This window comes from Rhodanobacter sp. Root627 (assembly GCF_001427835.1).
GTDB lineage: Bacteria > Pseudomonadota > Gammaproteobacteria > Xanthomonadales > Rhodanobacteraceae > Rhodanobacter > Rhodanobacter ginsenosidimutans.
Genome location: NZ_LMGW01000004.1, coordinates 88,991 through 112,268 on the forward strand (window position 1 = coordinate 88,991; position 23,278 = coordinate 112,268).

22 protein-coding genes are annotated in these 23,278 nt (G+C 65.7%); 13 read left to right on the plus strand and 9 right to left on the minus strand.

Features of this window, described 5'->3' with window-relative positions:
- Positions 1–124: 124 nt before the first annotated feature.
- From rpsR to ASD68_RS15175, 3 genes are all read right to left on the minus strand, one after another.
- Positions 125–355, minus strand: coding sequence for a 30S ribosomal protein S18 (gene rpsR, locus ASD68_RS15165; RefSeq protein WP_007081973.1), 231 nt, complete (start codon positions 353–355; stop codon positions 125–127).
- A gap of 14 nt (positions 356–369) precedes the next feature.
- Positions 370–795 carry a 30S ribosomal protein S6 gene (gene rpsF / locus ASD68_RS15170; protein ID WP_056608263.1) on the minus strand — a complete coding sequence of 142 codons (426 nt, stop codon included), beginning with the start codon at positions 793–795 and terminating at the stop codon, positions 370–372.
- 189 nt (positions 796–984) lie between these two features.
- Entirely contained in the window at positions 985–1,311 is a 327-nt protein-coding gene (locus ASD68_RS15175) for an iron-sulfur cluster assembly accessory protein (RefSeq protein ID WP_056085351.1), read from the minus strand.
- Between the two features lie 145 nt (positions 1,312–1,456).
- Between ASD68_RS15175 and asnS the strand changes: the two genes are divergently transcribed.
- From asnS to ASD68_RS15210, 7 genes are all read left to right on the plus strand, one after another.
- Complete coding sequence (gene asnS, locus ASD68_RS15180; protein WP_056608728.1) at positions 1,457–2,872, plus strand: asparagine--tRNA ligase; 1,416 nt, start codon at positions 1,457–1,459, stop codon at positions 2,870–2,872.
- A gap of 13 nt (positions 2,873–2,885) precedes the next feature.
- Positions 2,886–3,716 carry a MalM family protein gene (locus tag ASD68_RS15185; protein WP_056085353.1) on the plus strand — a complete coding sequence of 277 codons (831 nt, stop codon included), beginning with the start codon at positions 2,886–2,888 and terminating at the stop codon, positions 3,714–3,716.
- The gene (locus tag ASD68_RS15190) at positions 3,713–4,027 is read left to right on the plus strand and encodes a hypothetical protein (RefSeq protein WP_056085355.1); all 315 of its coding nucleotides are present in this window, start codon (positions 3,713–3,715) and stop codon (positions 4,025–4,027) included. Before ASD68_RS15185 ends, ASD68_RS15190 begins: the two co-directional genes overlap by 4 nt.
- Before the next feature lie 325 nt (positions 4,028–4,352).
- The gene (locus tag ASD68_RS15195; RefSeq protein ID WP_056085357.1) at positions 4,353–5,141 is read left to right on the plus strand and encodes an SDR family oxidoreductase; all 789 of its coding nucleotides are present in this window, start codon (positions 4,353–4,355) and stop codon (positions 5,139–5,141) included.
- Positions 5,142–5,230: 89 nt separating this feature from the next.
- Positions 5,231–6,697, plus strand: a complete 1,467-nt coding sequence (locus ASD68_RS15200; RefSeq protein ID WP_200945424.1) for an aldehyde dehydrogenase — start codon at positions 5,231–5,233, stop codon at positions 6,695–6,697.
- Positions 6,698–6,716: 19 nt separating this feature from the next.
- Positions 6,717–7,382 (plus strand): carbonate dehydratase, encoded by a 666-nt coding sequence (gene can, locus ASD68_RS15205; protein ID WP_056085359.1) that lies wholly within the window; start codon positions 6,717–6,719, stop codon positions 7,380–7,382.
- The gene (locus ASD68_RS15210) at positions 7,379–7,807 is read left to right on the plus strand and encodes a Rid family hydrolase (protein WP_056608266.1); all 429 of its coding nucleotides are present in this window, start codon (positions 7,379–7,381) and stop codon (positions 7,805–7,807) included. The genes can and ASD68_RS15210 overlap by 4 nt, the downstream gene beginning before the upstream one ends.
- 19 nt (positions 7,808–7,826) lie before the next feature.
- Here ASD68_RS15210 and hutG read toward each other — a convergent pair whose 3' ends face one another.
- Both hutG and gorA read right to left on the minus strand, forming a co-directional pair.
- On the minus strand, positions 7,827–8,606 hold the full coding sequence (hutG, locus tag ASD68_RS15215; protein ID WP_056608269.1) for an N-formylglutamate deformylase: 780 nt from the start codon (positions 8,604–8,606) through the stop codon (positions 7,827–7,829).
- Between the two features lie 14 nt (positions 8,607–8,620).
- Entirely contained in the window at positions 8,621–9,967 is a 1,347-nt protein-coding gene (gene gorA / locus ASD68_RS15220; protein ID WP_056608272.1) for a glutathione-disulfide reductase, read from the minus strand.
- Between the two features lie 195 nt (positions 9,968–10,162).
- On the opposite strand from gorA, the gene ASD68_RS15225 reads away from it, so the two are divergent.
- Both ASD68_RS15225 and ASD68_RS15230 read left to right on the plus strand, forming a co-directional pair.
- Positions 10,163–11,497 (plus strand): hypothetical protein, encoded by a 1,335-nt coding sequence (locus tag ASD68_RS15225; RefSeq protein WP_056608275.1) that lies wholly within the window; start codon positions 10,163–10,165, stop codon positions 11,495–11,497.
- Between the two features lie 192 nt (positions 11,498–11,689).
- Complete coding sequence (locus ASD68_RS15230) at positions 11,690–12,187, plus strand: C40 family peptidase (RefSeq protein WP_235578773.1); 498 nt, start codon at positions 11,690–11,692, stop codon at positions 12,185–12,187.
- Between the two features lie 152 nt (positions 12,188–12,339).
- Here ASD68_RS15230 and secF read toward each other — a convergent pair whose 3' ends face one another.
- The 4 genes from secF to tgt form a co-directional block, all read right to left on the minus strand.
- Positions 12,340–13,305: a protein translocase subunit SecF gene (gene secF, locus ASD68_RS15235; protein ID WP_056085365.1), complete on the minus strand. Its 966-nt coding sequence runs from the start codon at positions 13,303–13,305 to the stop codon at positions 12,340–12,342.
- Between the two features lie 9 nt (positions 13,306–13,314).
- Complete coding sequence (secD, locus tag ASD68_RS15240; protein WP_056608277.1) at positions 13,315–15,195, minus strand: protein translocase subunit SecD; 1,881 nt, start codon at positions 15,193–15,195, stop codon at positions 13,315–13,317.
- A 95-nt stretch (positions 15,196–15,290) separates the two neighbouring features.
- On the minus strand, positions 15,291–15,620 hold the full coding sequence (yajC, locus tag ASD68_RS15245; RefSeq protein WP_056608280.1) for a preprotein translocase subunit YajC: 330 nt from the start codon (positions 15,618–15,620) through the stop codon (positions 15,291–15,293).
- A gap of 262 nt (positions 15,621–15,882) precedes the next feature.
- The gene (tgt, locus tag ASD68_RS15250) at positions 15,883–17,025 is read right to left on the minus strand and encodes a tRNA guanosine(34) transglycosylase Tgt (protein WP_200945425.1); all 1,143 of its coding nucleotides are present in this window, start codon (positions 17,023–17,025) and stop codon (positions 15,883–15,885) included.
- A 269-nt stretch (positions 17,026–17,294) separates the two neighbouring features.
- Between tgt and ASD68_RS15255 the strand changes: the two genes are divergently transcribed.
- The 4 genes from ASD68_RS15255 (at position 17,295) to ASD68_RS15270 (ending at position 23,217) form a co-directional block, all read left to right on the plus strand.
- Positions 17,295–18,035, plus strand: coding sequence for a 2OG-Fe dioxygenase family protein (locus tag ASD68_RS15255; RefSeq protein WP_056608283.1), 741 nt, complete (start codon positions 17,295–17,297; stop codon positions 18,033–18,035).
- A 214-nt stretch (positions 18,036–18,249) separates the two neighbouring features.
- Positions 18,250–20,379: an elongation factor G gene (gene fusA / locus ASD68_RS15260; protein WP_056608286.1), complete on the plus strand. Its 2,130-nt coding sequence runs from the start codon at positions 18,250–18,252 to the stop codon at positions 20,377–20,379.
- Between the two features lie 230 nt (positions 20,380–20,609).
- Complete coding sequence (locus ASD68_RS15265; RefSeq protein ID WP_056608288.1) at positions 20,610–22,211, plus strand: peptide chain release factor 3; 1,602 nt, start codon at positions 20,610–20,612, stop codon at positions 22,209–22,211.
- Between the two features lie 85 nt (positions 22,212–22,296).
- Positions 22,297–23,217, plus strand: a complete 921-nt coding sequence (locus tag ASD68_RS15270; RefSeq protein ID WP_056608291.1) for a type II CAAX endopeptidase family protein — start codon at positions 22,297–22,299, stop codon at positions 23,215–23,217.
- Positions 23,218–23,278 lie beyond the last annotated feature (61 nt).

The window sequence follows — 23,278 nt, forward strand, 5'->3', positions numbered from 1 at the left end:
GCCCGGCGCAGCCAGAGGACGGGTGTCCGAAGGGCGGGAATGGGGAATGGAGAATCGGGAATGGTAGAAGCGGCGCTACGGAGCAACCGATTCCCTATTCCCTACTCCCCATTCCCCGACGTCATCAGACGTCGTGGTTGTCGGTGTACGGCAGCAGCGACAGGAAGCGGGCGCGCTTGATCGCGGTGGCCAGCTGGCGCTGGTAGCGCGCCTTGGTGCCGGTGATGCGGCTCGGGACGATCTTGCCGTTCTCGGTGACGTACTGGCGCAGGGTGTTGAGATCCTTGTAGTCGATCTCCTTCACGTCTTCGGCAGTGAAGCGGCAGAACTTGCGGCGGCGGAAAAACTTGGACATGGTCTGGGTTCCTATCAGTCGTCGCTGTCGCGATGGTTGTCGTCGCGGTCACGGCCGCGGCCTTCGCCGTCACCCTCGTCGTCACGGCGACGGGTGGTCTTGGCGTCGTCCTTTTCCTTCGACTTCAGGATGAAGGACGGCTCGGTATCGGCTTCGTCGCGACGCACCACCAGGTGGCGCAGCACGGCATCGTTGAAGCGGAAACCCGACTCCAGTTCGTTCAGCGCGTTCTGGCCAACTTCGATGTTGAGCAGCACGTAGTGCGCCTTGGCCAGGTTCACGATGGGATAGGCCAGCTGACGACGGCCCCAGTCCTCGAGACGATGGATCTTGCCGCCGTCCGCTTCGATCAGCGACTTGTAGCGCTCGATCATCGCCGGAACCTGTTCGCTCTGGTCAGGGTGGACCAGAAACACGATCTCGTAATGACGCAGGGTCATTGTGGGTTGACTCCTTGTGGATGCGGCCGGATGGCCTCGCAGCCTCCCGCCGTGGCGGTGAGGCAAGTGTGCTGCCCGCCAGAAAGGGCGCGGACAGAAGCGGGATTGTAAGCCGGCGCAGCGGCAACCCGCAAGTCATTGAAGCGCAAGTCGTTGGGGAGCGAGGCGCGCGCTGCGCCCGCGGCCGGCTCAGCTGACCGTGAAGCTCTCGCCGCAACCGCAGGCGCCGGTGGCGTTGGGGTTGTGGAAGACGAAGCTGGCGTTCAGGCCCTGGCGCTGGAAATCGATCACCACGCCCTCGACCAGCGCCACGCTGCTGTCGTTGATGATCAGCGGCAAGCCGTCCACCTCGACCCTCTGGTCGCCGTCACCGACGGTATCGGCCAGGTCCACCACATAGGCGAAGCCGGAGCAGCCGGTGCGCTTGACCCCGAAGCGCACGCCGGCAGCGGCGGGCGTACTGGCCAGGAAATGGCGCATGCGTTCGTTGGCGGCGGGGGTGATGGTGATGCTCATGGTGCGACAAGACCTCGGACTGGCGCCCGGACATTCGCGGCCCGGGCAATGCCTACATTATCATGGTGGTTTGGCGCGCGCCGGCCGGCGCCGCCGCTTTCCACCCTTGCACCCAGATGCGGTGCCCGCCCAGGAGTTTCAATCGATGGCCGCAGTCAGCCCCAGCATTTGCAGCGTGAAACAGGCGCTGTCCGGCGCGATCGACGCGGGCAGCGCGGTCACCGTGCGCGGCTGGGTGCGTACGCGACGCGATTCCAAGGCCGGGCTGTCGTTCGTCAATGTCACCGACGGCTCCTGCTTCGACCCGATCCAGGCGGTGGTACCGGCCACGCTGGACAATTACGACAGCGAGATCAAGCACCTCACCGCCGGCGCGGGCGTGATCGTCAGCGGCACGCTGGTGCCGTCGCAGGGCAAGGGGCAGAAGTTCGAGATCCAGGCCAGCGAAGTGATCGTCACCGGCCTGGTCGACGATCCGGAAACCTACCCGATCCAGCCCAAGCAGCACTCGATGGAATTCCTGCGCGAGGTCGCCCACCTGCGTCCGCGCACCAACCTGTTCGGCGCGGTGACCCGCGTGCGCCACACGATGATGACGGCGATCCACCGCCATCTCACCGAACAGGGCTTCTTCTGGATCAATACGCCGATCATCACCACCTCCGACGCCGAGGGGGCCGGCGACATGTTCCGGTTGTCCACGCTGGATCTGGCCAATCTGCCGCGCACGCCGGACGGCAAGATCGATTTCCGCAAGGATTTCTTCGGCCGTGAGGCGTTCCTCACCGTGTCCGGCCAGCTCAACGTGGAGGCGTATTGCCTGGCGATGAGCAAGGTCTACACCTTCGGCCCCACCTTCCGCGCCGAGAACTCCAACACCCCGCGCCACCTGGCCGAGTTCTGGATGGTGGAGCCGGAAATCGCCTTTGCCGACCTCAACGCCGATGCCGATTGCGCCGAGGGTTTCCTGAAGGCGATCTTCAAGGCGGTGCTGGACGAGCGCGCCGACGACATGGCGTTCTTCGCCGAGCGCGTGTTGCCGGAGGCGATCAGCCGCATCGAGGCATTCATCGCCCAGCCGTTCGAGCGCATCGACTACACCGACGCCATCGAGATCCTGAAGAAATCCGGGCAGAAGTTCGAATACCCGGTGGAATGGGGCGTGGACCTGCAGACCGAGCACGAGCGCTACCTGGCCGAGAAACATATCGGCCGCCCCGTGGTCGTAATGAATTACCCCGAGGCGATCAAGGCGTTCTACATGCGCTTGAACGATGACGAGAAAACCGTGGCGGCGATGGACGTGCTGGCGCCGGGCATCGGCGAGATCATCGGCGGCGCCCAGCGCGAGGAGCGGCTGGATTACCTCGACCGCCGCATGCAGAAGTTCAACCTCGATGCCACCACGTATGGCTGGTACCGCGACCTGCGCCGCTACGGCACCGTGCCGCACGCGGGCTTCGGCCTCGGCTTCGAGCGCCTGCTGGTGTATGTGTGCGGCCTGGCCAACATCCGCGATGCCATCCCCTTCCCGCGTGCGGCGGGGCTGGCGGAATTCTGAGTAACGACTGGCCATGACCCATCGATTGCCCCTGCTGCTTGCCTTGTTCCTCGGCGTCCTGCTGGCCGGTTGCCACAGCGTGAAAACGCTGCTGCCGCCCAACCTCCGGCCGTCGACGGATACCGGCAACACCCGTGACGAAGCGATGCAACGCCTGCTGCAGGCGACCCCGTGCTGCAGCAGTTTTGCCGACTTTTCCTACCAGCGCATGCTGCCGTGGCAGCCGCAGAAATTCACGCTGGGCAGCGGCGGCATGGTGGCCAACCTCAACGGCGCGCACAGTTATTTCCTGGCATTCCGACTGCCCGCGGACGCCAAGCTGCCGTACCGGGTAGCGCTGAAATCCGAATTGAACGGTCGCTGGCTGCACAGCAGCTATCTGTTTGCACCGACCATCGTGCTGCTGGATGGCGGCTTCCAGCCGATCCGCTCCAAGGACATCGACCTGTGCGAACACATGGGCTGGGGCGAGGAAACCACCGGCGCGTTTGGCAGCCTGGAAGTAGGCAGCGACAAGGCGCGCTACCTGCTGGTCTACAGCTCTGCCGCGCAGCAGTCGGGGCAGACCTACTGGGAACAATCACCCGCCGCCTTCAGCACCAAGGCCACCTTGAACATGAACTCCGCCGGCAGCTTCAGCGTGCCGCACGGGCCGGACGGCACGCTGTGGGTCGGCATGATGAACACCACCTATGCCAAGGCCATAGACAACGCGATCTGCAAGAAGGCGCCCGAGGGCAACGGCGTGTTGAGCACCTTGCGCACCGCGCTGCCCACACCATGGAGCCATGACGCTGGCGACAGCAACCACGGTGACAATGGCGATCGGGCCCGCAGCCCGTGATCGTCCTCTATCTCGGTTTGCTGCTCGCCGGCGTCGCGCTGTTCGTGCTCTCGTACGCCGCCCATTTCCGGGTGGCTGCCTTGCTGCGCCAGCGCTACCCGCAGCAGTGGAAAATCATCGCCGAACCGGAAAACGGCAAGGCCGGCGCGATGCGCACCTGGATGCGCATGCAATACGCGCTGCGCTCGCCCGCCCTGCCGGCGCTGGAAGACGCATCCATCAACCGCTGGCGCGCCATCTGGCGTTACAGCCCCTGGCTGGGCTGGTTGTGCTGGCTTGGCGCGCTGGCGATGCGTCTGTTGCTGCATTAAGGCGACGCTGATTAAGTATCACCGCCGTCACCCACCCTCTCTGTTCGCAGACCACAGGACCGTCGGCGAAGGCAGACTGGCCGTCTGTCGAGGCGGCGGGCCGAAGGTGTGCGGACAGAGAGGATGGGCCTCAACCGGTTGAATTTGAAATGATGAGGTGATGACTGGAAGGCCCGCAGGCGATGCCGCGCGGCTTGGCAAGACGGCCAGTCTTGCCGGCGCCACGCAACACCACCTGCGGGCCTTCCAGTCATCATGACGGCGGCGATACTTAATCAGCGTCGCCTTAATCGACGGGCGTCCCACGCCCCGAGGGAGAACGCCGATGCAACTTGATCTGACGGGACGCCACGCACTGGTTTGCGGTGCATCGCAAGGCATCGGCCGGGCCTGCGCCATCGAGCTGGCGCTGCTGGGCGCCGATGTGACGGTGCTGGCGCGGCGCGCCGATGTGCTGGCTGCGCTGGCGAACGAACTGCCGCGCAGCCACGCCGCGCAACGACACGGTTTCCTGGTCGCCGACGTGGCCGATACCGACACGCTGCGCCGCCAGGCCGACGAGCTGGTGGCGGCGCATCCGGTGCACATCCTCATCAACAACAGCGGTGGTCCGCCGCCAGGCGACATCGCCACCGCCGAACCGGCCGCCTTTCTCGATGCCTACCGCCGGCACTTGCTGGCCAACCACACGCTGGCGCAGGCCGTGTTGCCCGGCATGCGTGCGGCAGGCTGGGGCCGCATCGTCAACATCATCTCCACCTCGGTGAAGGAGCCGATCGCGGGCATCGGCGTATCGAACGCCACGCGTGGCGCGGTGGCGAACTGGGCCAAGACGCTGGCGGGCGAAGTGGCCGCCGACGGCATCACCGTCAACAACGTGTTGCCCGGCTCCACCGATACGCCGCGCATTGCGCAGATCGTGGCGGCAAAAGCGCAGGCCAGCGGCCGCAGCACGCGCGACGTGCAGCAGGCGATGGCGGCGGCGATCCCGATGGGCCGCTTCGCCGACCCCGCCGAAACCGCCGCGGCGGTCGCCTTTCTGGCCTCGCCCGCCGCCAGCTACATCACCGGCATCAACCTGCCGGTGGACGGTGGCCGCACCCGCTCGCTGTAGCGGAAAAATGCCCTGGTGCCGCGGCTTCACGGCCGTTGCATACGCCCGCGTTCGGTGCAATTGCGGGCCGCTGGACGTAAGCTTGGCGGATGCCATCGCTGCAATTAGCCAATCTGATCGACGGTCGCCTGCAGGCACCGCTCATCGATCGATGGCTGGATGTGCACGAGCCGGCCACCGGCCAGGTGTTCGCCCGATGCCCCGATTCCGATGCGCGTGACGTCGACGCCGCCGTGGCGGCGGCCAGCGCGGCTGCGCCGGCATGGGCCGCCACCCCGATCGAGCAGCGCGCCGCCCTGCTGTTGCGGCTGGCCGCACTGATCGAGGCACGGCTGGAGGAATTCGCCGTGCTGGAATCGCGCGACAGCGGCAAGCCCGTGGCGCTGGCCCGTCGCCTGGACATCCCCCGCGCGGTCAGCAACCTGCGCCACTTCGCCGCCGCCATCACCAGCTGGGGCAGCGAATCGCACGCCATGGAAAGCGGCGTGCCGGGCAGCGGCGCCATCAACTACACCTTGCGCCAGCCACTGGGCGTGGTCGCCTGCATCAGCCCGTGGAACCTGCCGCTGTACCTGTTCAGCTGGAAGATCGCGCCCGCGCTGGCGGCCGGCAATACGGTGGTGGCCAAACCCTCGGAAATCACGCCCTGCACCGCCGCGCTTCTGGGCGAGCTGAGCATCGAGGCGGGCTTTCCCGCCGGCGTGCTGAACATCGTGCAGGGCCGCGGCCCTACCGTGGGCCAGGCGCTGGTCGAACACCCGCAGGTCCGCGCGATCTCCTTCACCGGCAGCACCGCCACCGGCGCGGCGATCGCTGCCGCCGCGGCGCCGCAGTTCAAGAAGGTGTCGCTGGAGATGGGCGGCAAGAATCCGGCCATCGTGTTCACGGACGCCGATCTGTCGGACGCCAACATGGACACCATCGTGCGCTCGGGCTTCGCCAACCAGGGCGAAATCTGCCTGTGCGGCTCGCGCTTGCTGGTGCAGCGATCGATCTACGACGGGTTCCGCAGCCGCTATCTGGCGCGCGTCCAGGCGCTGCGCGTGGGCGACCCGGATGACGCGGACAGCGACCTGGGCGCGATGGTCTCGAAGGCCCACCACGACAAGGTGCTGGGCTGCATCGCGCAGGCCCGCGCCGAAGGCGGCCGCGTGCTTTGCGGCGGTGACGCTGTGCGGCTGCCCGGCCGCTGCGCCGAAGGCTGGTTCATCGCGCCCACGGTGATCGAAGGGCTGGGAAACGCTACGGCGACGAACCAGCAGGAGATCTTCGGTCCGGTGGTCAGCCTGATCCCGTTCGAGGACGAGGCCGAGGCGATGGCGATCGCCAACGACAGCCGCTACGGCCTGGCGGCCTCGCTGTGGACGCAGGACCTGTCGCGCGCGCATCGGCTGGCCGGCGCGCTGGCCTTCGGCATCGTCTGGATCAATTGCTGGCTGTTGCGCGACCTGCGTACGCCGTTCGGCGGCATGGGCCAATCGGGCCTGGGCCGCGAAGGCGGCAACGACGCGCTGCACTTCTTCACCGAGCCCAAAAACATCTGCATACACTTTTGAACACTGCACAGGACCATCGATGAACTCACTGAAAGATCTGCTCGCCAGCAACCGGCGCTGGGCCGCGAACGTCACCGCCCAGGAACCGGACTTCTTCGAGAAGCTGGCGCAACAGCAGGCACCGAAATACCTGTGGATCGGCTGCTCCGACTCGCGCGTGCCGGCCACCCAGATCGTGGACCTGCCACCGGGCGAGATCTTCGTCCACCGCAACGTGGCAAACGTGGTGGTGCACACCGACCTCAACGCACTGAGCACCATCCAGTTCGCGGTGGACGTGCTCAAGGTCAAGCACATCCTGGTGGTGGGCCATTACGGCTGCGGTGGCGTGGGTGCGGTGCTCAAGCAGTCGCACCTGGGCCTGATCGACAACTGGCTGCGACACATCGACGACATCGCGATGAAGCACACCGACAAGCTCGACTCCGCCGAGGCCTTCGCGATACGCCATGCGCGCCTGTGCGAACTGAACGCGATCGAGCAGGCGCTCAACGTGTGCCGCACCACGGTGGTACGCGAGGCCTGGGATCGCGGCCAGGAACTGGCGGTGCACGCCTGGATCTACGGCCTGGACGACGGCTGCATCCAGGACCTGGGCCTCGATGTGCGCGGGCACGAGCAATCGCGCGAGTCCTACGAGCGCTCGCTGGTGAACCTGGCCGAGCGCTGGAAAGCCCCGGCGTGAGCGGCATCGTACGCACCGACACCGCACCCGCGCCCGTCGGTGCGTACCCGCACGCGCGACGCGTCGGCAACCTGCTGTTCCTGTCCGGCGTGGGCCCGCGCCAGCCGGGCGACAATGTCATACCGGGCAACGTCCACGATGCGGCCGGGCGGCTGACCGGCTACGACTTCGAAGCGCAGTGCCACCAGGTGTTCGCCAACGTGCGCGCCGTACTGGAAGCTAGTGGCGCAGCCTGGACCGACCTGGTCGACGTCACCGTGTTCCTCACCGACATGGAACGTGACTTCGCCGCGTATAACCGCCTCTACGCGGAATACTTCGCCGGCGTGGACGCCTGCCGCACCACGCTGGGCGTCACCTCCCTGCCCACGCCCATCGCCATCGAACTGAAGTGCGTGGCCGCGATCGGCGCATCCGCGCCCTGAACCATCCGCCGCTGACGACTTACACCAGGCAGATCCGCAGCAGTTTCTCGATCAGCTGCTGCACCGCCGGCGCCTTCGCCTCATCGTAGGCGAACGTCTGCTCGTCCATGTAGTGACGCTGCGCCAGCTCCAGTTGCACCGCCTGCACGCCGCTTGCCGGGGCACCGTAATGGCGGGTGATGTAGCCACCCTGGAAGCGCCCGTTGACCGCCACGCTGAAGCACGTTTGCGCGGCCAGGCACGCTTCGAGCTGCGCCTGCAAAGCAGGACTGCAGCTGGCGCCGGCGGCCGTGCCGAGGTTGAAATCCGGCAAGCGGCCTTCGAACAGCATAGGCACCTCGCTGCGGATCGAGTGGCCTTCCCACAGCACCACGCGGCCGTGCGCCGCGTGCAACCGCGCCAGCTCGTCGGCCAGCGCCTGGTGATACGGGCGCCAGTAGTCATCGATGCGTTGTTGCACTTCCGCCGCATCGACCGGCTCGGCCGCGGTGTACAGCGGTTCGCCATCGAAGCCGATCAACGGCACCAAGCCGGTTTCGCGCTGACCCGGGTACAGCGCATGGCCATCGGCGGGGCGATTGAGGTCGACCACGTAACGCGACGCCAGCGGGCGCAACACGCTGGCGTCCAGCACCTGCGCCAGCGGTTCGTACAACCGCCCCACGTGCCAGTCGGTATCCGGCGAACGGTGCGCCGATGGCCGCATGCGCGCGGCGATGGCGGGGGGAATGAAACTGCTGTCGTGCGGCAGGCTGATCAGCAGCGGCACGCGGCCGCGACGCAAGGTAAAAGTGTCCATAGCCGCCATGGTACTCAACGCATCAACACCAGTTCTTCCGCCGAAGTGGGATGGATCGCCAGCGTGGCGTCCAGGTCGCGCTTGCGCAAACCCGCCTTCAACGCCACGGCAAATCCCTGCAGCATCTCGTCCGCGCCGGGACCCAACGCATGGATGCCGACCACACGCTCCTCGGCACCCACGCAGACCAGCTTCATCAGGCTCTGCCCCTGCTCGCCGGCCAGTGACCATTGCATCGGCGTGAAGCGGCTGCGATAGACCACCACCTGATCGCCGTGCTGCCGGCGCGCTTGCGCCTCGGTCATGCCCACCGTGCCCAGCGGCGGCTTGCTGAACAGCACGCTGGGAATGTTCTCGCCATCGAACTGCGCATCGGGCTGGCCACCGAACAGGCGATCCGCGAGATGGCGCCCCGCCGCCACGGCGACCGGCGTCAGCGCCCTGTCGGTGCTGGCGTCGCCGATCGCCAGGATGCCCTCCACGCTGGTTTTCTGCCGCGCGTCGACCCGCACGCGGCCCCGCTCGTCGGTATCGACACCCACGGCCGCCAGGCCCAGGTCGTCGGTATTGGGCACGCGGCCCACCGCCCACAGCAGCGCGTCAAAGGGGCCGACCACGCCGGCCGGTGCGTCGTCCAGCAGGATGCCGGCGTCCGTGCGGCGGGCCGCCGTCACGTCGGTGTTGTAGTGCACGTCAATGCCCTGCGCGTGCATGTGCGCCGCCAACGCCTGCACCAGTTCGTCGTCGAAACCCTGCAGCAGTCGTTCGCGCGCCAGCACCGTCACTTCGCTGCCCAGTGCCTGCAGCAGGCCGGCAAACTCCACCGCGATGTAGCCGCCGCCCACGATCGCGACGCGGCGCGGGCAGGTCGACAGCGCAAAGACGTCGTCCGACACCATGCCCAGATCGAAACCCGGCAACGACAACGTGCGTGGCCGGCCGCCGGTGGCAATCACGATGTGCGGCGCCTGCAGGCGGGTGCCGTCGGCGAGTTCGACCACGTCCGGCCCGGCAAACCGCGCCCGCTGCCGGAACCGCTGCACGTTCGCCCGCTGCAGCCGCTCGCCGTAGCGCTGCTCGATCCCGTCGATGTAGCGCGCCCGCACCGTGCGGAAACGCGCCCAGTCCAGCGGCCCGGGTTGGGTCGCAAAACCCACCGCGGCGGCGAGCCGCTGCGCCTGCTCCCATTGCGCCGCGAACCACAGCGCCTTCTTCGGCACGCAACCACGATGCACGCAGGTGCCGCCCAACTCGGCCGGATCGACCAGCGCCACGCGCGCGCCATGCTCCGCGGCGCGAAATGATGTTGCCAGCCCGCCGGAGCCGGCGCCGAGCACGATCAAGTCAGGATGGGACGCCATGATGTTTTTCCTGGAAAGATGCAGGAAGTGTCGCCTGCCGGCCGGGATCGTGGCGTCAACGCGATCGCCACGGTAAAAATCCCCCTGGCACCCACGGGGCACCCCGGCCGCACGGAACGACGCGCAATGCTGGCGCGCAGCTTGCCCAACGTGCCTGCCGCGTGCAGGCTCTCGAAAAAGTCCGGAGGCTTGCGCATGCAAATACGCTCGATATCCGCCATCGGCTGCATGGCGCTGCTGGCGGCCGCGCCGCTGTTCGCGCAGTCGTTCAGCGCGTCCGAAATCACGTTTTTCCGCACGCTCAACGAGCAGCCGAACGATCTGGCCCGCTACGTCTACGTGCTCAAGGTGATGCCGCAATTCGCACCGCACGAACGACAGCTGGCGATGCAGATGTTCGCCTCGGTCGAGAACGAACTGGGGTTCTACAACGAGGCGGTGCGCGACTTTCCGCTGAAAAGCCACGTGCCGGCCGATACCACGCTGCCAACGACCGACGCATGGAAGGCCGCCAGCGCCGTCGATGTGGTTGCCGGGCTGGCCACCGACCGGCGCATCGTGATGGTCAACGAAGCCCACCACGATGCGCACACGCGCGAGTTGACACTGGCACTGCTGCCACGACTGCGCGCCCTGGGCTTCGATTATTTCGCGGTGGAGGCGCTGGGTGAGGACCGCGATCTGGCCAAACGCGGCTACCCGCTGAAAACCGACGGCAGCGACTACCTGCATGAGCCACTTTACGGCGAGATCGTGCGCCAGGCGCTGCGACTCGGGTTCACCGTGGTCGCCTATGACACCGAGGGCGCCAAGGGTCAGGCGCGCGAAACCGGGCAGGCAAAAAACCTCTACAAGAAGGTTTTTGCGCACGATCCGGCAGCCAAGTTGTTCGTGCACGCGGGTTACGCCCACATCGACAAGGCGCGCGGGCGGCTGGGCGCGATCGATTCGATGGCGATGCGCCTGCAGAAACTGACCGGCCTGGTGCCGCTGTCAGTCGACCAGACCCAGTTTCGCGAACAGATTCCCGCCGAACCGGACGAGGCCTACCAGCAACTGGTGACACGCTTCGAACCGACCGGGCCGACCGCGCTGCTCAACCGCGCCGACGGCCATGCCTGGAGCGCGCACCCCGATCAGTACGATATCAACGTGATCCTGCCGGCCTCGGGCATGGGCGCCGTCGAAAGCGGCTACACCCAAACCTGGACGATGATCCACAACACCACGCGCGCCCTGCCGATGCTGGCGCACGAGGTCAATGCGCAGCGACCGCCATGGCTGACGTTGGACGGCGAGCGACGCCCACTGAACATCAACACCGCGCTGTGCAAGGCGGTCGTGCCCTGTGTCGTCGACGCGCACTATCCGGACGAGCCGGATGACGCCATCGCCGCCGATCGCTACGCCTTCCTGCAGGGCGACACCGTGACCAAGCTCTACCTGCGCCCCGGTCGCTACCGCCTGCGGGCCTGGGGCATCAACGGCAACACGCTGTCCGACAAATTCGTCGAAGTACGGCCGCGTTAGCGATGACGACGGTGGCTGCCGTTCCCGATATCGCAAAATTCGTCTTGTTTCTCACAACTTCCTTCCAAGTGGTTGATTTGATAACCTCGAGATCGTCGCCACCGAGGGGCTCCCGTGAATCCTGAGCCAAACGTCTGCCACGCTGTCGCACCATTGCCATGGCGTGCCGTGCGCTACGGATTGCTGGGCGGCATGGCGTTGCTGCTGGTCGCCTGCGCCAGCACACCACACAAACGCCAACCCACCTTCAAGACCTCGCATTCCGCGCTCGCCGACCTGCCGCCGCGCGCGCCGTCGGCGGCCAGCGCGGGCGAGGCCAACGACGTGCTGTTCCGGGCCATCGGCCTCGTCGGCACGCCTTACCGCTGGGGCGGGAATACCCCCGACAGCGGGTTCGATTGCAGCGGGCTGGTCGATTACATCTACCGCGCCGCCACCGGTATTTCCCTGCCGCGCACGTCGCATGCCATGTCCACCATGCAGGGCCGCAAGGTCAACCGCATGACGCAGCTGGCCAGCGGCGACCTGGTGTTTTTCGACATCGGGGGCGCGATCAGCCATGTCGGCGTGTATGTCGGCAAGGGCCGCTTCGTGCACGCGCCCAACAGCGGCGGCACGGTACGCCTGGATGACCTGGACGGGCCGTACTGGGGCGATCATTTCGCCTATGGAAAGCGCTTGCTGGAATGAACCCCACCTTGAATGTGGGAGCGGCTTCAGCCGCGATGCCCTTGTCCCGGGCTTCGAAACGAGAGCATCGCGGCTGAAGCCGCTCCTACAGGAAACCCCCCAAAAAAAAACGGCACCTGCTGGTACCGTTTTTTTTGCGGATTGGGGTGACCTCAGGGGCGCCGCGCCAGCTCCGGGTTTTCCTTGGTGACGGGCATCAGGTCCTTCTTCGACACGCCCAGCCACAGCAGGATCGGGCTGGCGACGAAGATGGACGACAAGGTGCCGACCACGATGCCGATCAGCATGGTGATGGCGAAGCCGTGCACCACCGGGCCACCGTAGAAGTACAACGCGCCCATCGTGATACCGGTGAACAGCGAGGTGATGATGGTGCGCGACAGGGTGTTGTTGATCGAGCGGTTGAGGATCTCCTCCGGCTCGGCCTTGCGCGCCAGGCGGAACAGCTCGCGGATGCGGTCAAACACCACCACCTTGTCGTTGATGGAGTAGCCGATCACCGCCAGCACCGAGGCCAGCACGGTCATGTCGAACTCGCGCTGCACCAGCGCCAGGATGCCCAGCGTCACCAGCGTGTCGTGCACTTCGGTGATCACCGCCGCGATCGCGAAGCGGCGTTCGAAGCGGATCCACAGGTAGGCCATGATGCCCAGGATCACGAAGATCGCAGCCACCGTGCCGTCGCTGCGCAATTCGGCACCGACTTCCGAGCCCACGTAGTCGCGGCTCTTCAGCTTGGCGTCCGGGCGCGCAGCCTGCAGCGTGCGGGTGACGTCGGCGGCGATGCGGTCCAGGTTGACCTTGCCATCGGCGCTTTGCAAGGCGGCCGGATCATCCTTGGGCTGCATGCGGATCGACACCTCGCGGGTGCCACCCAGGGCCTGCACCACGGCATGGTCGAGGCCGCCCTTTTCCAGCGCCGCTCGCACGTCGGCGATCTCCACCGGCTGGTCGTAGTCCACCACCATCGAGACGCCGCCGGTGAAATCCAGGCCGTAATTGAGGCCCTTGGTGGCAATCAGCGCCACCGAAGCCACCATCAGGAAAATGGCGATGGCGACGGTGTACTTGCGCATCCCCAGGAAGTGGATGTTGCTGTCGTGATTGAAAATTTCCATGACGATTCCTTAGACCGACAGCGTCTTGAGCTTGCGGTGGCCGTGGATCAGCGCGGTGAACGCGTGGGTCAGCGTCACCGAGGTGAACAGCGAGGTCAGAATGCCGATCATCAGCGTCACGCCGAAACCCTTGATCGCGCCGGTGCCCATCGTGGTCAGCGCCAGTGCGGCGATCAGGTGGGTGACGTTGGCATCCAGAATGGTGGACCACGCCTTCTCGTAACCCGCGCGGATGGCCGCATGCGGCGTACAGCCGTTGCGTAATTCCTCACGTATGCGTTCGCAGATCAACACGTTGGCGTCGATCGCCATACCCAGCGTCAGCACGATGCCGGCCACGCCGGGCATGGTCAGGGTCACGCCGATCATCGACATGATGGCGATCAACACCACCAGGTTGAAGAACAGCGCGACGTCAGCCACCAGACCGAACAGCTTGTAGTAGAAGGCGGCGGCCAGCAGCACCAGCGCCAGGCCCAGGATCACCGCCTTGAAGCCCTTCTCGATGTTGTCCTGGCCCAGGCTGGCACCGATCACGCGCTCCTCGACGATGTCGGTGGGCGCGGCCAGCGCGCCGCCCTTCAGCAGCAACGCCAGATCGGAAGCTTCCTTCGCGCTGCCCAGGCCGGTGGTCTGGAAATCCTTGCCGAACACGCCGTTGATGGTGGCGTAGTTGATCACCTCCTGGGTGATCTTGGGAACGCGTACTTCCTTGCCGTCGACCACCTTGGTGTCGACGACGCGCTCGACGTAGACCACGCCCATGCGCTTGCCGACGTTGCCGCTGGTGAAGTCCAGCATCTTCTTGGCGCCGGTCGCGTTCAGTGTCACCGACACGGAGGGCGAACCGCTCTGCGAATCGAAGGACGAGGTGGCGTTGATCAACTCATTACCGGTGGCGATGACCCGCTTGCTCAGCAGGATCGGCCGCCCCGTGCCGCGCTCGTAATACAGGCGCGCATCCGGCGGTACGTTGCCGGTGCGGGCCGCTTCCGCCGCCTGCGCGTCGGAGCCGCCCTGGGCGCGGTATTCCAGCGTGGCGGTGGCGCCAATCAGCTTCTTGGCCTCGGCCGGATCCTGCACGCCGGCCAGCTCCACCACGATCTTGTCTTCGCCCTGCTGCTGGATCAGCGGCTCGGACACGCCCAGTGCGTTGATGCGGTTGCGCAGCGTGCCCAGGTTCTGCTTGATGGTGTTGGCGGCAAGCTCGCGCAGCTTGTCCGGCTTGACCTTGGCGGTGACCACGAAGTGGCCGTCCGTGTCCGGCCCGTTGGTCACGTTGAGGTCGGGAAACGCCACGGCCATCGCGTCGGCCGCGGTGTTGCGCTCGGCCTCGGTGCGGAATGCCACGGCAATGCCGTTGCCACGCCCGGCGTTGCGATTGGCCGACACGTAGCGCAGTTTCTTTTCGCGCATCAGGTTGCGGATGTCGTCCGCGTAGCTGGTTTCCTGCTTGTCGATCACGTCGTCCTGATCGACCTGCATCAGGAAGTGCACACCACCCTGCAAGTCCAGGCCCAGCGGCATCGAGTTGGCGCCGATGGCGGTGAGCCAGCGCGGCACCGTCGGCTGCAGCTTGAACGCTACCGTGTAGCCGTCGCCCAGCGCGTCCTTGATCACGTCGGCGCCGGTCTTCTGCACGTCACTGTTGGCGAACGTGGCCAGCAGGTGGCCATCCTCCGACACGAGCACCTCGCCGGCGACGACATGCTTCTGCTGCAGCGCTGCCGCGGCCTTCTGCCGCACGGCCTCGTCGATCGGCGGTGCATCGCGGTTAGCGGTGACCTGCACGGCCGGTATCGGCTGGAACACGTTCGGCAGCGCGTAGATGACGCCAAACAACATCACCAGCGCGACCAGCGCGTACTTCCAGCGGGGGAAATCACTCATGCCATGCACCCATCAAAGCCGCGGCATCGGCCGCGGCGGTAGCGTCTATCGTTGGGAAAGCGCCGGCATCGAACCGGCGCGTTGCGGACCAGCGGTCAAGCCGATTTCAGCGAGCCCTTCGGCAACACCTGCTGTACGGCGCTCTTCTGCACCTTGACCTTCACGTTGGCAGCGATCTCCACCGTGAGGAAGGTCTCGCCCACCTCGTCCACGCGGCCGGCGATGCCGCCATTCATGACAACCTCGTCACCCTTGGCCAGGCCCGAAATCAGCGCGCGATGCTCTTTCTGCCGCTTCATCTGCGGCCGGATCATCATGAAATACATCAGGCCGAACAGCACCACCATCATGATGATCATGGACGCGCCGCCACCGGCTGGCTGGGCTGTTCCTTGGGCAATCACCAGGGGAATCGGAAAACTCATGGTTTTAACTCGCAAGTGATGACGCAGCCCGGCAAATCAGCTGAACGCCTGATAAAAGATCATTGATTATGACATGCGCCCCGGAGCCATGCACGACGCCTTCCGGCACGGTCAACTGGCCCGCCGAACCCTACTGAGGGCGCCGATTGCCGGTTGCAAGGGCTCGCCGCACCGCCTGGGGGACGGAGATTTTTGTAGGAGCGACTTCAGTCGCGATGCCTTTCGTTGGATCAAAGCAGAAGCGTCGCGGCTGAAGCCGCTCCTACAGCGCGGCCGCGCCCTGCCGCCGTGCGTAAAACTCCGCCGTGAACGCGTCCAGCGTCCGGTTCGCGATCGCCTCGCGCAAGCCAGCCATCAGCCGCTGGTAGTAGCGCAGGTTGTGCATGGTGGCCAGCTGGCTGCCCAGGATCTCGTTGCAGCGATCCAGGTGGCGCAGGTAGGCACGGCTGAAACCGTTGGCGCAGGCATGGCAATCGCAGCCCTCCTCGATCACCCGCATGTCGCCGGCAAACTTCGCATTGCGGATGCGCAGCGTGCCTTCGGCGGTGAACAGGAAACCGTTGCGCGCGTTGCGCGTGGGCATCACGCAATCGAACATGTCCACGCCGCGACGCACGGCTTCCACGATGTCTTCCGGGCGCCCCACGCCCATCAGGTAGCGCGGCTTGTCGCGCGGCAGCAGCGGCACGGTGAAGTCCAGCGCGTGGTTGCGCTCGTCCTCCGTCTCGCCCACCGCCAGGCCGCCGATGGCGTAACCGTCGAAGCCGATCTCCACCAGCCCCGCCGCGGAACGCTGGCGCAGGTTCTCGTACACGCTGCCCTGCACGATGCCGAACAGGGCGTTGGGCGGCTTTGAATTGGCACGTTGCAGGTCATCGAACGCCTGGCGCGAGCGCGCGGCCCAGCGCAGCGACAGCTCCATCGAATCGCTGGCCACCTTCTCTGCGGCCGGATACGGCGTGCATTCGTCGAAGATCATCGCGATGTCCGAATCCAGCGTGGTCTGGATCCGCATCGACACCTCGGGCGACAGGAACACCTTCGAGCCATCCACGGGCGAAGCGAACATCACCCCTTCCTCGGTGATTTTGCGCTTGTGCGCCAGCGAGAAAACCTGGAAACCGCCCGAATCGGTGAGGATGGGTTTGTCCCAGCCGATGAACCGGTGCAGCCCGCCGAACTTCCCGACGATCTCCAGCCCCGGCCGCAGGAACAGGTGGAAGGTATTGCCCAGGATGATCTCGGCGCCGGTCTCGCGCACGTCGCGCGGGGTCATCGCCTTGACCGAACCGTAGGTGCCCACGGGCATGAAGGCCGGCGTTTCCACGGTGCCGCGGGCGAAGTGGAGTTGGCCGCGGCGGGCGGCGCCATCGGTGGCCTGGAGGTCGAATTGCATGGAGGTCATCCGCGCATTATCGCGGGTTTGTGGGGGTGGTGCTTTTGGTTCGGTTTTTCGGGTCGCTCCGTCGTGGCTTTCCCGCAGCGTGTCCCCCTCTCCCTGCCCTCTCCCCGCAGGGGAGAGGGGATTACGGCGTCTTTCGGCGCTGAGGCCTGTTGATAAGCGCGAAGGCGCCGTGCCTCCTCTCCCCTGCGGGGAGAGGATTGAGGAGAGGGGCGGGTGCTCGCGGGAACACAGCCATCGCCGCGTCACCCCGGCCCTGCTAAATTACGTCGATGAACCATCCCCTCGATCTGCCCGCCTTGCACGCCAACTTGCGGGACGAGGGGTTTGCGTTCGTCACCGCGCAGGTGATGCGCACGCTGCTGCACGGCGAGGCGCTCGACGACTGGGACGCTTTCGCGGACAGCTGGAACGATCTGTCGCCGGACACCTACCTCGCCGCCAGCGGTCGCCATCGCCGCCGCCGCTACGCCACCTTTGCCGCGGAACGCGAGGGCGAGATACGGCGGCAGCCGGCCCAGCCGCATTTCCAGAGCCGCAGTTACAACCATCTGCAGGGCGACATCCAGCGCTGGTTCGACCCCATCCTGCCTGCGGTGGCCGACGGCGCCAGCCTGCATCGCATCCTGGATTTCTGCCGCGATTTCTTCGGTTCGCTGGCACCGGCCGCGAAGCACTGGCATATCGAAACGCACCAGTTCCGCATCGAGGCGCGTCGCGGCGAGGATGGCGAACCCACGCCGGAGGGTGTGCATCGCGACGGCGTCGACTATGTGCTGGTGCTGCTGATCGACCGGCAGAACATCGCCAGCGGCACCACCACGATCCATGCGCCCGATCGCCACGAACTGGGCAGCTTCACCCTCACCCGGCCGCTGGATGCCGCGCTGGTCGACGATGCGCGGGTTTTCCACGGCGTTACCGCCGTCACCCCGCTTGATCCCGACAAACCGGCCCACCGCGACGTGCTGGTGGTGACCTTTCGCGGCGTTACTGGCGACTTGCCGCCCTGACTCCCTCCCCTGTTTGCAGGGGAGGGCTGGGGTGGGGTCGCTCTTGATCTGAAGGTCAAGCGAACCCCTCCTGACCTCCCCTGCCATGCAGGGGAGGAACCATCCTGCAACTTCACGCCATTCCGTCCGCCGCTGATCACACCTTTCTTGAATTCCCGGCGCCTCGGCGGCATGTGACTCGTCTGTCTGCGTTCATCGTCCTTTGGAGCACCTCATGGCTCGCCAGAAACCCCTCGCCCTCTATCGCAACATCGGCATCATTGCCCACATCGACGCCGGCAAGACGACGACCACCGAACGCGTGCTGTACTACACGGGCAAGAAGCACCAGATCGTCAACACGCACGAAACCAAGGACGGCAAGGGCTCCACCACCACCGACTACATGGAGCAGGAGCGCAAGCGCGGCATCACGATCCAGTCGGCCGCGGTGTCGGCGGTGTGGAAGGGCCACCAGATCAACGTCATCGACACCCCGGGACACGTCGACTTCACCATCGAGGTGAACCGATCGCTGCGCGTGCTCGATGGCGCCGTGGTGGTGTTCGACGGCGTCGCCGGCGTGGAGCCGCAGACCGAAACCAATTGGCGCCTGGCCGACCAGTACAAGGTGCCGCGGCTGTGCTACGTCAACAAGATGGATCGCATCGGCGCCAACTTTGCGCACTGCGTGAAAGGCATCCGCGAGCGCCTTGGCGCCAACGCGCTGCTGTGCCAGGTGCCGCTGGGCAGCAGTGACGAATTCGTGGGCATGGCCGATCTGGTCGCCGGCGTGGGCTACATCTGGGCCTCCGACGACAAGGACAGCGCCTGGGAGAGCGTGCCGCTGGAACAACTGGAGGGTCGCCTGACCTTCGGCTCCGACGCCGACAACGACTGGATCGCGCAGTTGCCCAAGCTGCGCCAGGACCTGCTGGAAAGCGCGCTGGCGCTGGACGACGACGCCTTCGAGCGCCTGCTCAACACCGGTGAGTTCGACCCGGAGCTGCTGAAGCACTGCATCCGCAAAGGCACCGTCACCGGCGAACTGGTGCCGGTGCTGTGCGGCTCGTCGTACAAGAACAAGGGCGTGCAGCAGTTGCTGGACGCCGTGGTCGATTACCTGCCCTACCCCGGCGAGAACGGTGGCATTGCGATGGTCGACGAAGACGGCAACGTCGTCGGCGAGCAGGCGGTGACCGACGACGCGCCCGCGCGCGCGCTGGCGTTCAAGGTGATCAACGACCAATTCGGCACGCTCACCTTCTGCCGCGTCTACTCCGGCGTGATCAGGAAGGGCGACACCCTGCTCAACGTCACCCGCGGCAAGAAGGAGCGCGTGGGCCGCATCGTCGAAGTGCAGGCCGACGACACCAAGGAAATCGACGAGGTCCGCGCCGGCGACATCTGCGCCTTCGTGTCGATGAAGGACACCGAGACCGGCGATTCGCTGAGCGATCCGGCGCACCCGGCGCTGCTCGAACGCATGCGCTTCCCCGACCCGGTGATCAGCGTGTCGGTCGAGCCGAAGAGCCGCAACGACGTCGACAAGCTGTCCACCGCACTCTACAAGATGGTCAAGGCCGATCCCTCGCTGCGCATGGAAGTGGACCAGGAAACCGGCCAGACCGTGCTCAAGGGCATGGGTGAGCTGCACCTGGAAATCACCATCGACCGCATGCGCACCGAACTGGGCGTGGAAGCGAGCATGGGCAAACCGCGGGTGAGCTTCCGCGAAGCCTTCGGCCAGGCCGTCGAACACACCTACACCCACAAGAAGCAGAGCGGCGGCTCCGGCCAGTTCGCCGAGGTGAAGATCATCTTCGAGCCGGGCGAACCGGGCTCGGGCGTGGTCTTCTCCGACGAGGTGGTCGGTGGCCGCGTGCCGCGCGAGTACATCCCCGCGGTCGAACACGCGATCAAGACCGAATCGCAGGAAGGCCAGATCGCCGGCTACGAAGTGGTGGATTTCAAGGCGCGTCTGATCGACGGCAAATACCATGACGTCGATTCATCGGCACTCGCATTCGAGATCGCCACTCGCCAGTGCTTCCGCGAGGCACAGCGGCTCAGCAAGCCGAAACTGCTGGAGCCGATCATGAGCCTGGAAGTGGTCACCGAGGCGGCGTACCTGGGCGACGTCATCGGCGACATCAACCGCCGCCGCGGCAACATCACCGAGCAGGGCCAGAAAGGCACGTCGGCCTTCGTGCAGGGCTTCGTGCCGCTGTCGGAGATGTTTGGCTACATCAACTTCCTGCGCTCGGCCACCAGCGGCCGCGGCAACTTCTCGATGATCTTCGACCACTACCAGGAAGTGCCCGCCAACATGGTCGACAAGCTGATGGAGAAGGAGGCGAAGTAGCGGCGCTCGTTCGACCAGTCGCAAAGAAAAGCCCGGGGCCATCCTCGGGCTTTCTCATTTACCCGGCGGGTGGATTTGCCAAACTCCGTTTCCGCCGCCGATGGCAGACATTCAACCAATCACTGGCTCGCGACGTCGCCAGTTCCGCAATCTTCGGCATCCGATCCACGTCGAGGATCAGCCTGCTTCGCGCTAGAATGCCCGGTTCGCATCGCATCGACCCACGCCTTATGCCCTCCCATCTCCAGGAAACCCGTCGCCGCCGCACGTTCGCCATCGTCAGCCATCCTGACGCGGGCAAGACGACGCTGACGGAAAAGCTGCTGTTGTTCGGCGGCGCGATCCAGATGGCCGGCTCGGTGAAGAGTCGCAAGACGTCGCGCAGTGCCACCTCGGACTGGATGGCGCTGGAGAAGGAGCGCGGGATTTCGGTGACCTCGTCGGTGATGCAGTTCCCGTACGAGGGCAAGATCGTCAATCTGCTCGATACGCCGGGACACGCGGACTTCTCCGAGGACACGTACCGCGTACTCACCGCGGTGGATTCGGCGCTGATGGTGATCGACTGCGCCAAGGGCGTGGAGGAGCGCACGATCAAGCTGATGGAGGTGTGCCGGTTGCGTGACACGCCGATCATGACCTTCATCAACAAGCTCGACCGCGAGGGCCGTTCGCCGATCGAACTGCTGGATGAGGTGGAGTCGGTGCTGGGCATCGCCTGCGCGCCGCTGACCTGGCCGATCGGCATGGGCAAGCGGCTGAAGGGCGTGTACCACCTGGCGCTGGACGAGGTGCACATCTTCGAGGCGGGCAAGAATTTCACCCGCCAGGATTCGACCATCTTCAAGGGCCTTGACGCGCCCGGCCTGCTGGAGCGCATCGGCGACGAGGCGATGCGCGAATTGCGCGAGGAGCTGGAACTGGTGCAGGGCGCGGCGCCCTCGTTCGATATCGACGAGTACCGCGCCGGCAAGCAGACGCCCGTGTTCTTCGGTTCGGCGGTGAACAACTTCGGCGTGCAATTGCTGCTGGATTTCTTCGTCGAGAACGCACCGTCGCCGCAGCCGCGTGCCACCACCACGCGCGAGATCGAGCCGGAGGAGGAGAAACTCTCCGGCTTCGTGTTCAAGATCCAGGCGAACATGGACCCGGCGCACCGCGACCGCGTGGCTTTCATGCGGGTTTGCTCGGGTACCTACAACGCCGGCATGAAGATGATGCAGACGCGTACCGGCAAGGAAGTGCGCATCGCCAATGCACTGACTTTCATGGCATCGGATCGCGAGATCGTCGAAACCGCCTACCCCGGCGACGTGATCGGCCTGCACAATCACGGCACCATCACCATCGGCGACACCTTCACCGAGGGCGAACCTGTCCGCTTCACCGGTATCCCCAACTTCGCGCCGGAGCTGTTCCGCCGCGCCCAGTTGCGCGACCCGCTGAAGATGAAGGCGCTGCAGAAGGGCCTTGCGCAGTTGAGCGAGGAAGGCGCCACCCAGTTTTTCCGCCCGTTGATGTCGAACGACCTGATCCTGGGCGCGGTCGGCGTGCTGCAGTTCGAGGTGGTTGCCTACCGGCTGAAGGACGAATACAACGTGGATGCCACCTTCGTACCTGTCACCGTGAGCACCGCACGCTGGGTGCATTGCGACGACGAGAAGAAGCTGGAGGAGTTCCGCGAGAAGAACGCGATGAACCTCGCCATCGACGGCGCCGGCGAACTGGTCTACATCGCACCCACGCGGGTCAACCTGCAGTTGGCGCAGGAGCGCTGGCCGCAGGTGCGTTTCGCCAACACCCGCGAACACGCGGCGGCCGTCGACGTGTGAGCCATTCCGCGTGACAGCTGTCACTACCGTGGGCCATCGCCACTCGTCAGGCTGTCGCGGCACCCACTTCATGGAGACACCTGGCATGCCAACCGCTCACGTTGCCTTCGTTACCCCGGATTCGGCAACGAAGTGGAAACGCTGGATGCTGTATTCACCGCTGGCGCGCATCGTGATTTTCGTGGCGCTGTTCGTGGTTTTTTCGGCACTGACCGGCATCGCGCTGCACCTGCTGTTCGGGATAGACAAGGCCATGTTGGCCGGCAAGGGCGCGACGACGCCGATGCTCGGTCTGGCACAGTTCCTGATCCGCGTGGTGCCGACGGTGCTGGCCTATGTCGTGCTGGTCAGGCTGATCGAGCATCGCCCACTGCACGAACTGGCGCCGCGCAAACTGCTGCCGCAGGGGGTGCTGGGCATTCTCGCCGGCACCTTGCTGTTCAGCGCGGCGGTGGGCTTGCTGTGGCTGCTGGGCAGCTACCACGTCATCGGCTTCAACCCGCATGCCGCGTGGCTGCCGGCGCTTTTGATGACGGGCCTGGGTGCCGGCATCGGCGAGGAAATCATGTTTCGTGGCGTGCTCTTTCGCGTGACCGAGGAGGGCCTGGGCACCTGGGCCGCACTGCTGATTTCGGCATTGTTCTTCGGCTTCGCCCACGCCCACAACCCCGGCGCCACCGCATGGAGTTCGTCAGCCATCGCCATTGAAGCGGGCCTGCTGTTCGGCCTGCTCTACCACGTGACCCGCTCGCTGCCGCTATGCATGGGCGTGCATGCAGCCTGGAATTTTGCGCAGGGCACGATCTACGGAATCCCGGTATCGGGACTCAGCGCGGACGGCTGGCTGGTGTCGCAACGGACCGGGCCGGACTGGCTGAGCGGCGGCGTGTTTGGCGCGGAGGCGTCGGTGGTCACGCTGACGCTGTGTCTGCTGTGCTCGCTGGGCCTGCTTGCCGTGGCATACCGTCGCGGCACGCTCGTACCACCGGCATGGCGCCGCCGCTGAGAGGCATCCAAGCCGCAACCACGCTGTTTTCCCGGCAGGGCCTACGCTAATCTTCGCGATG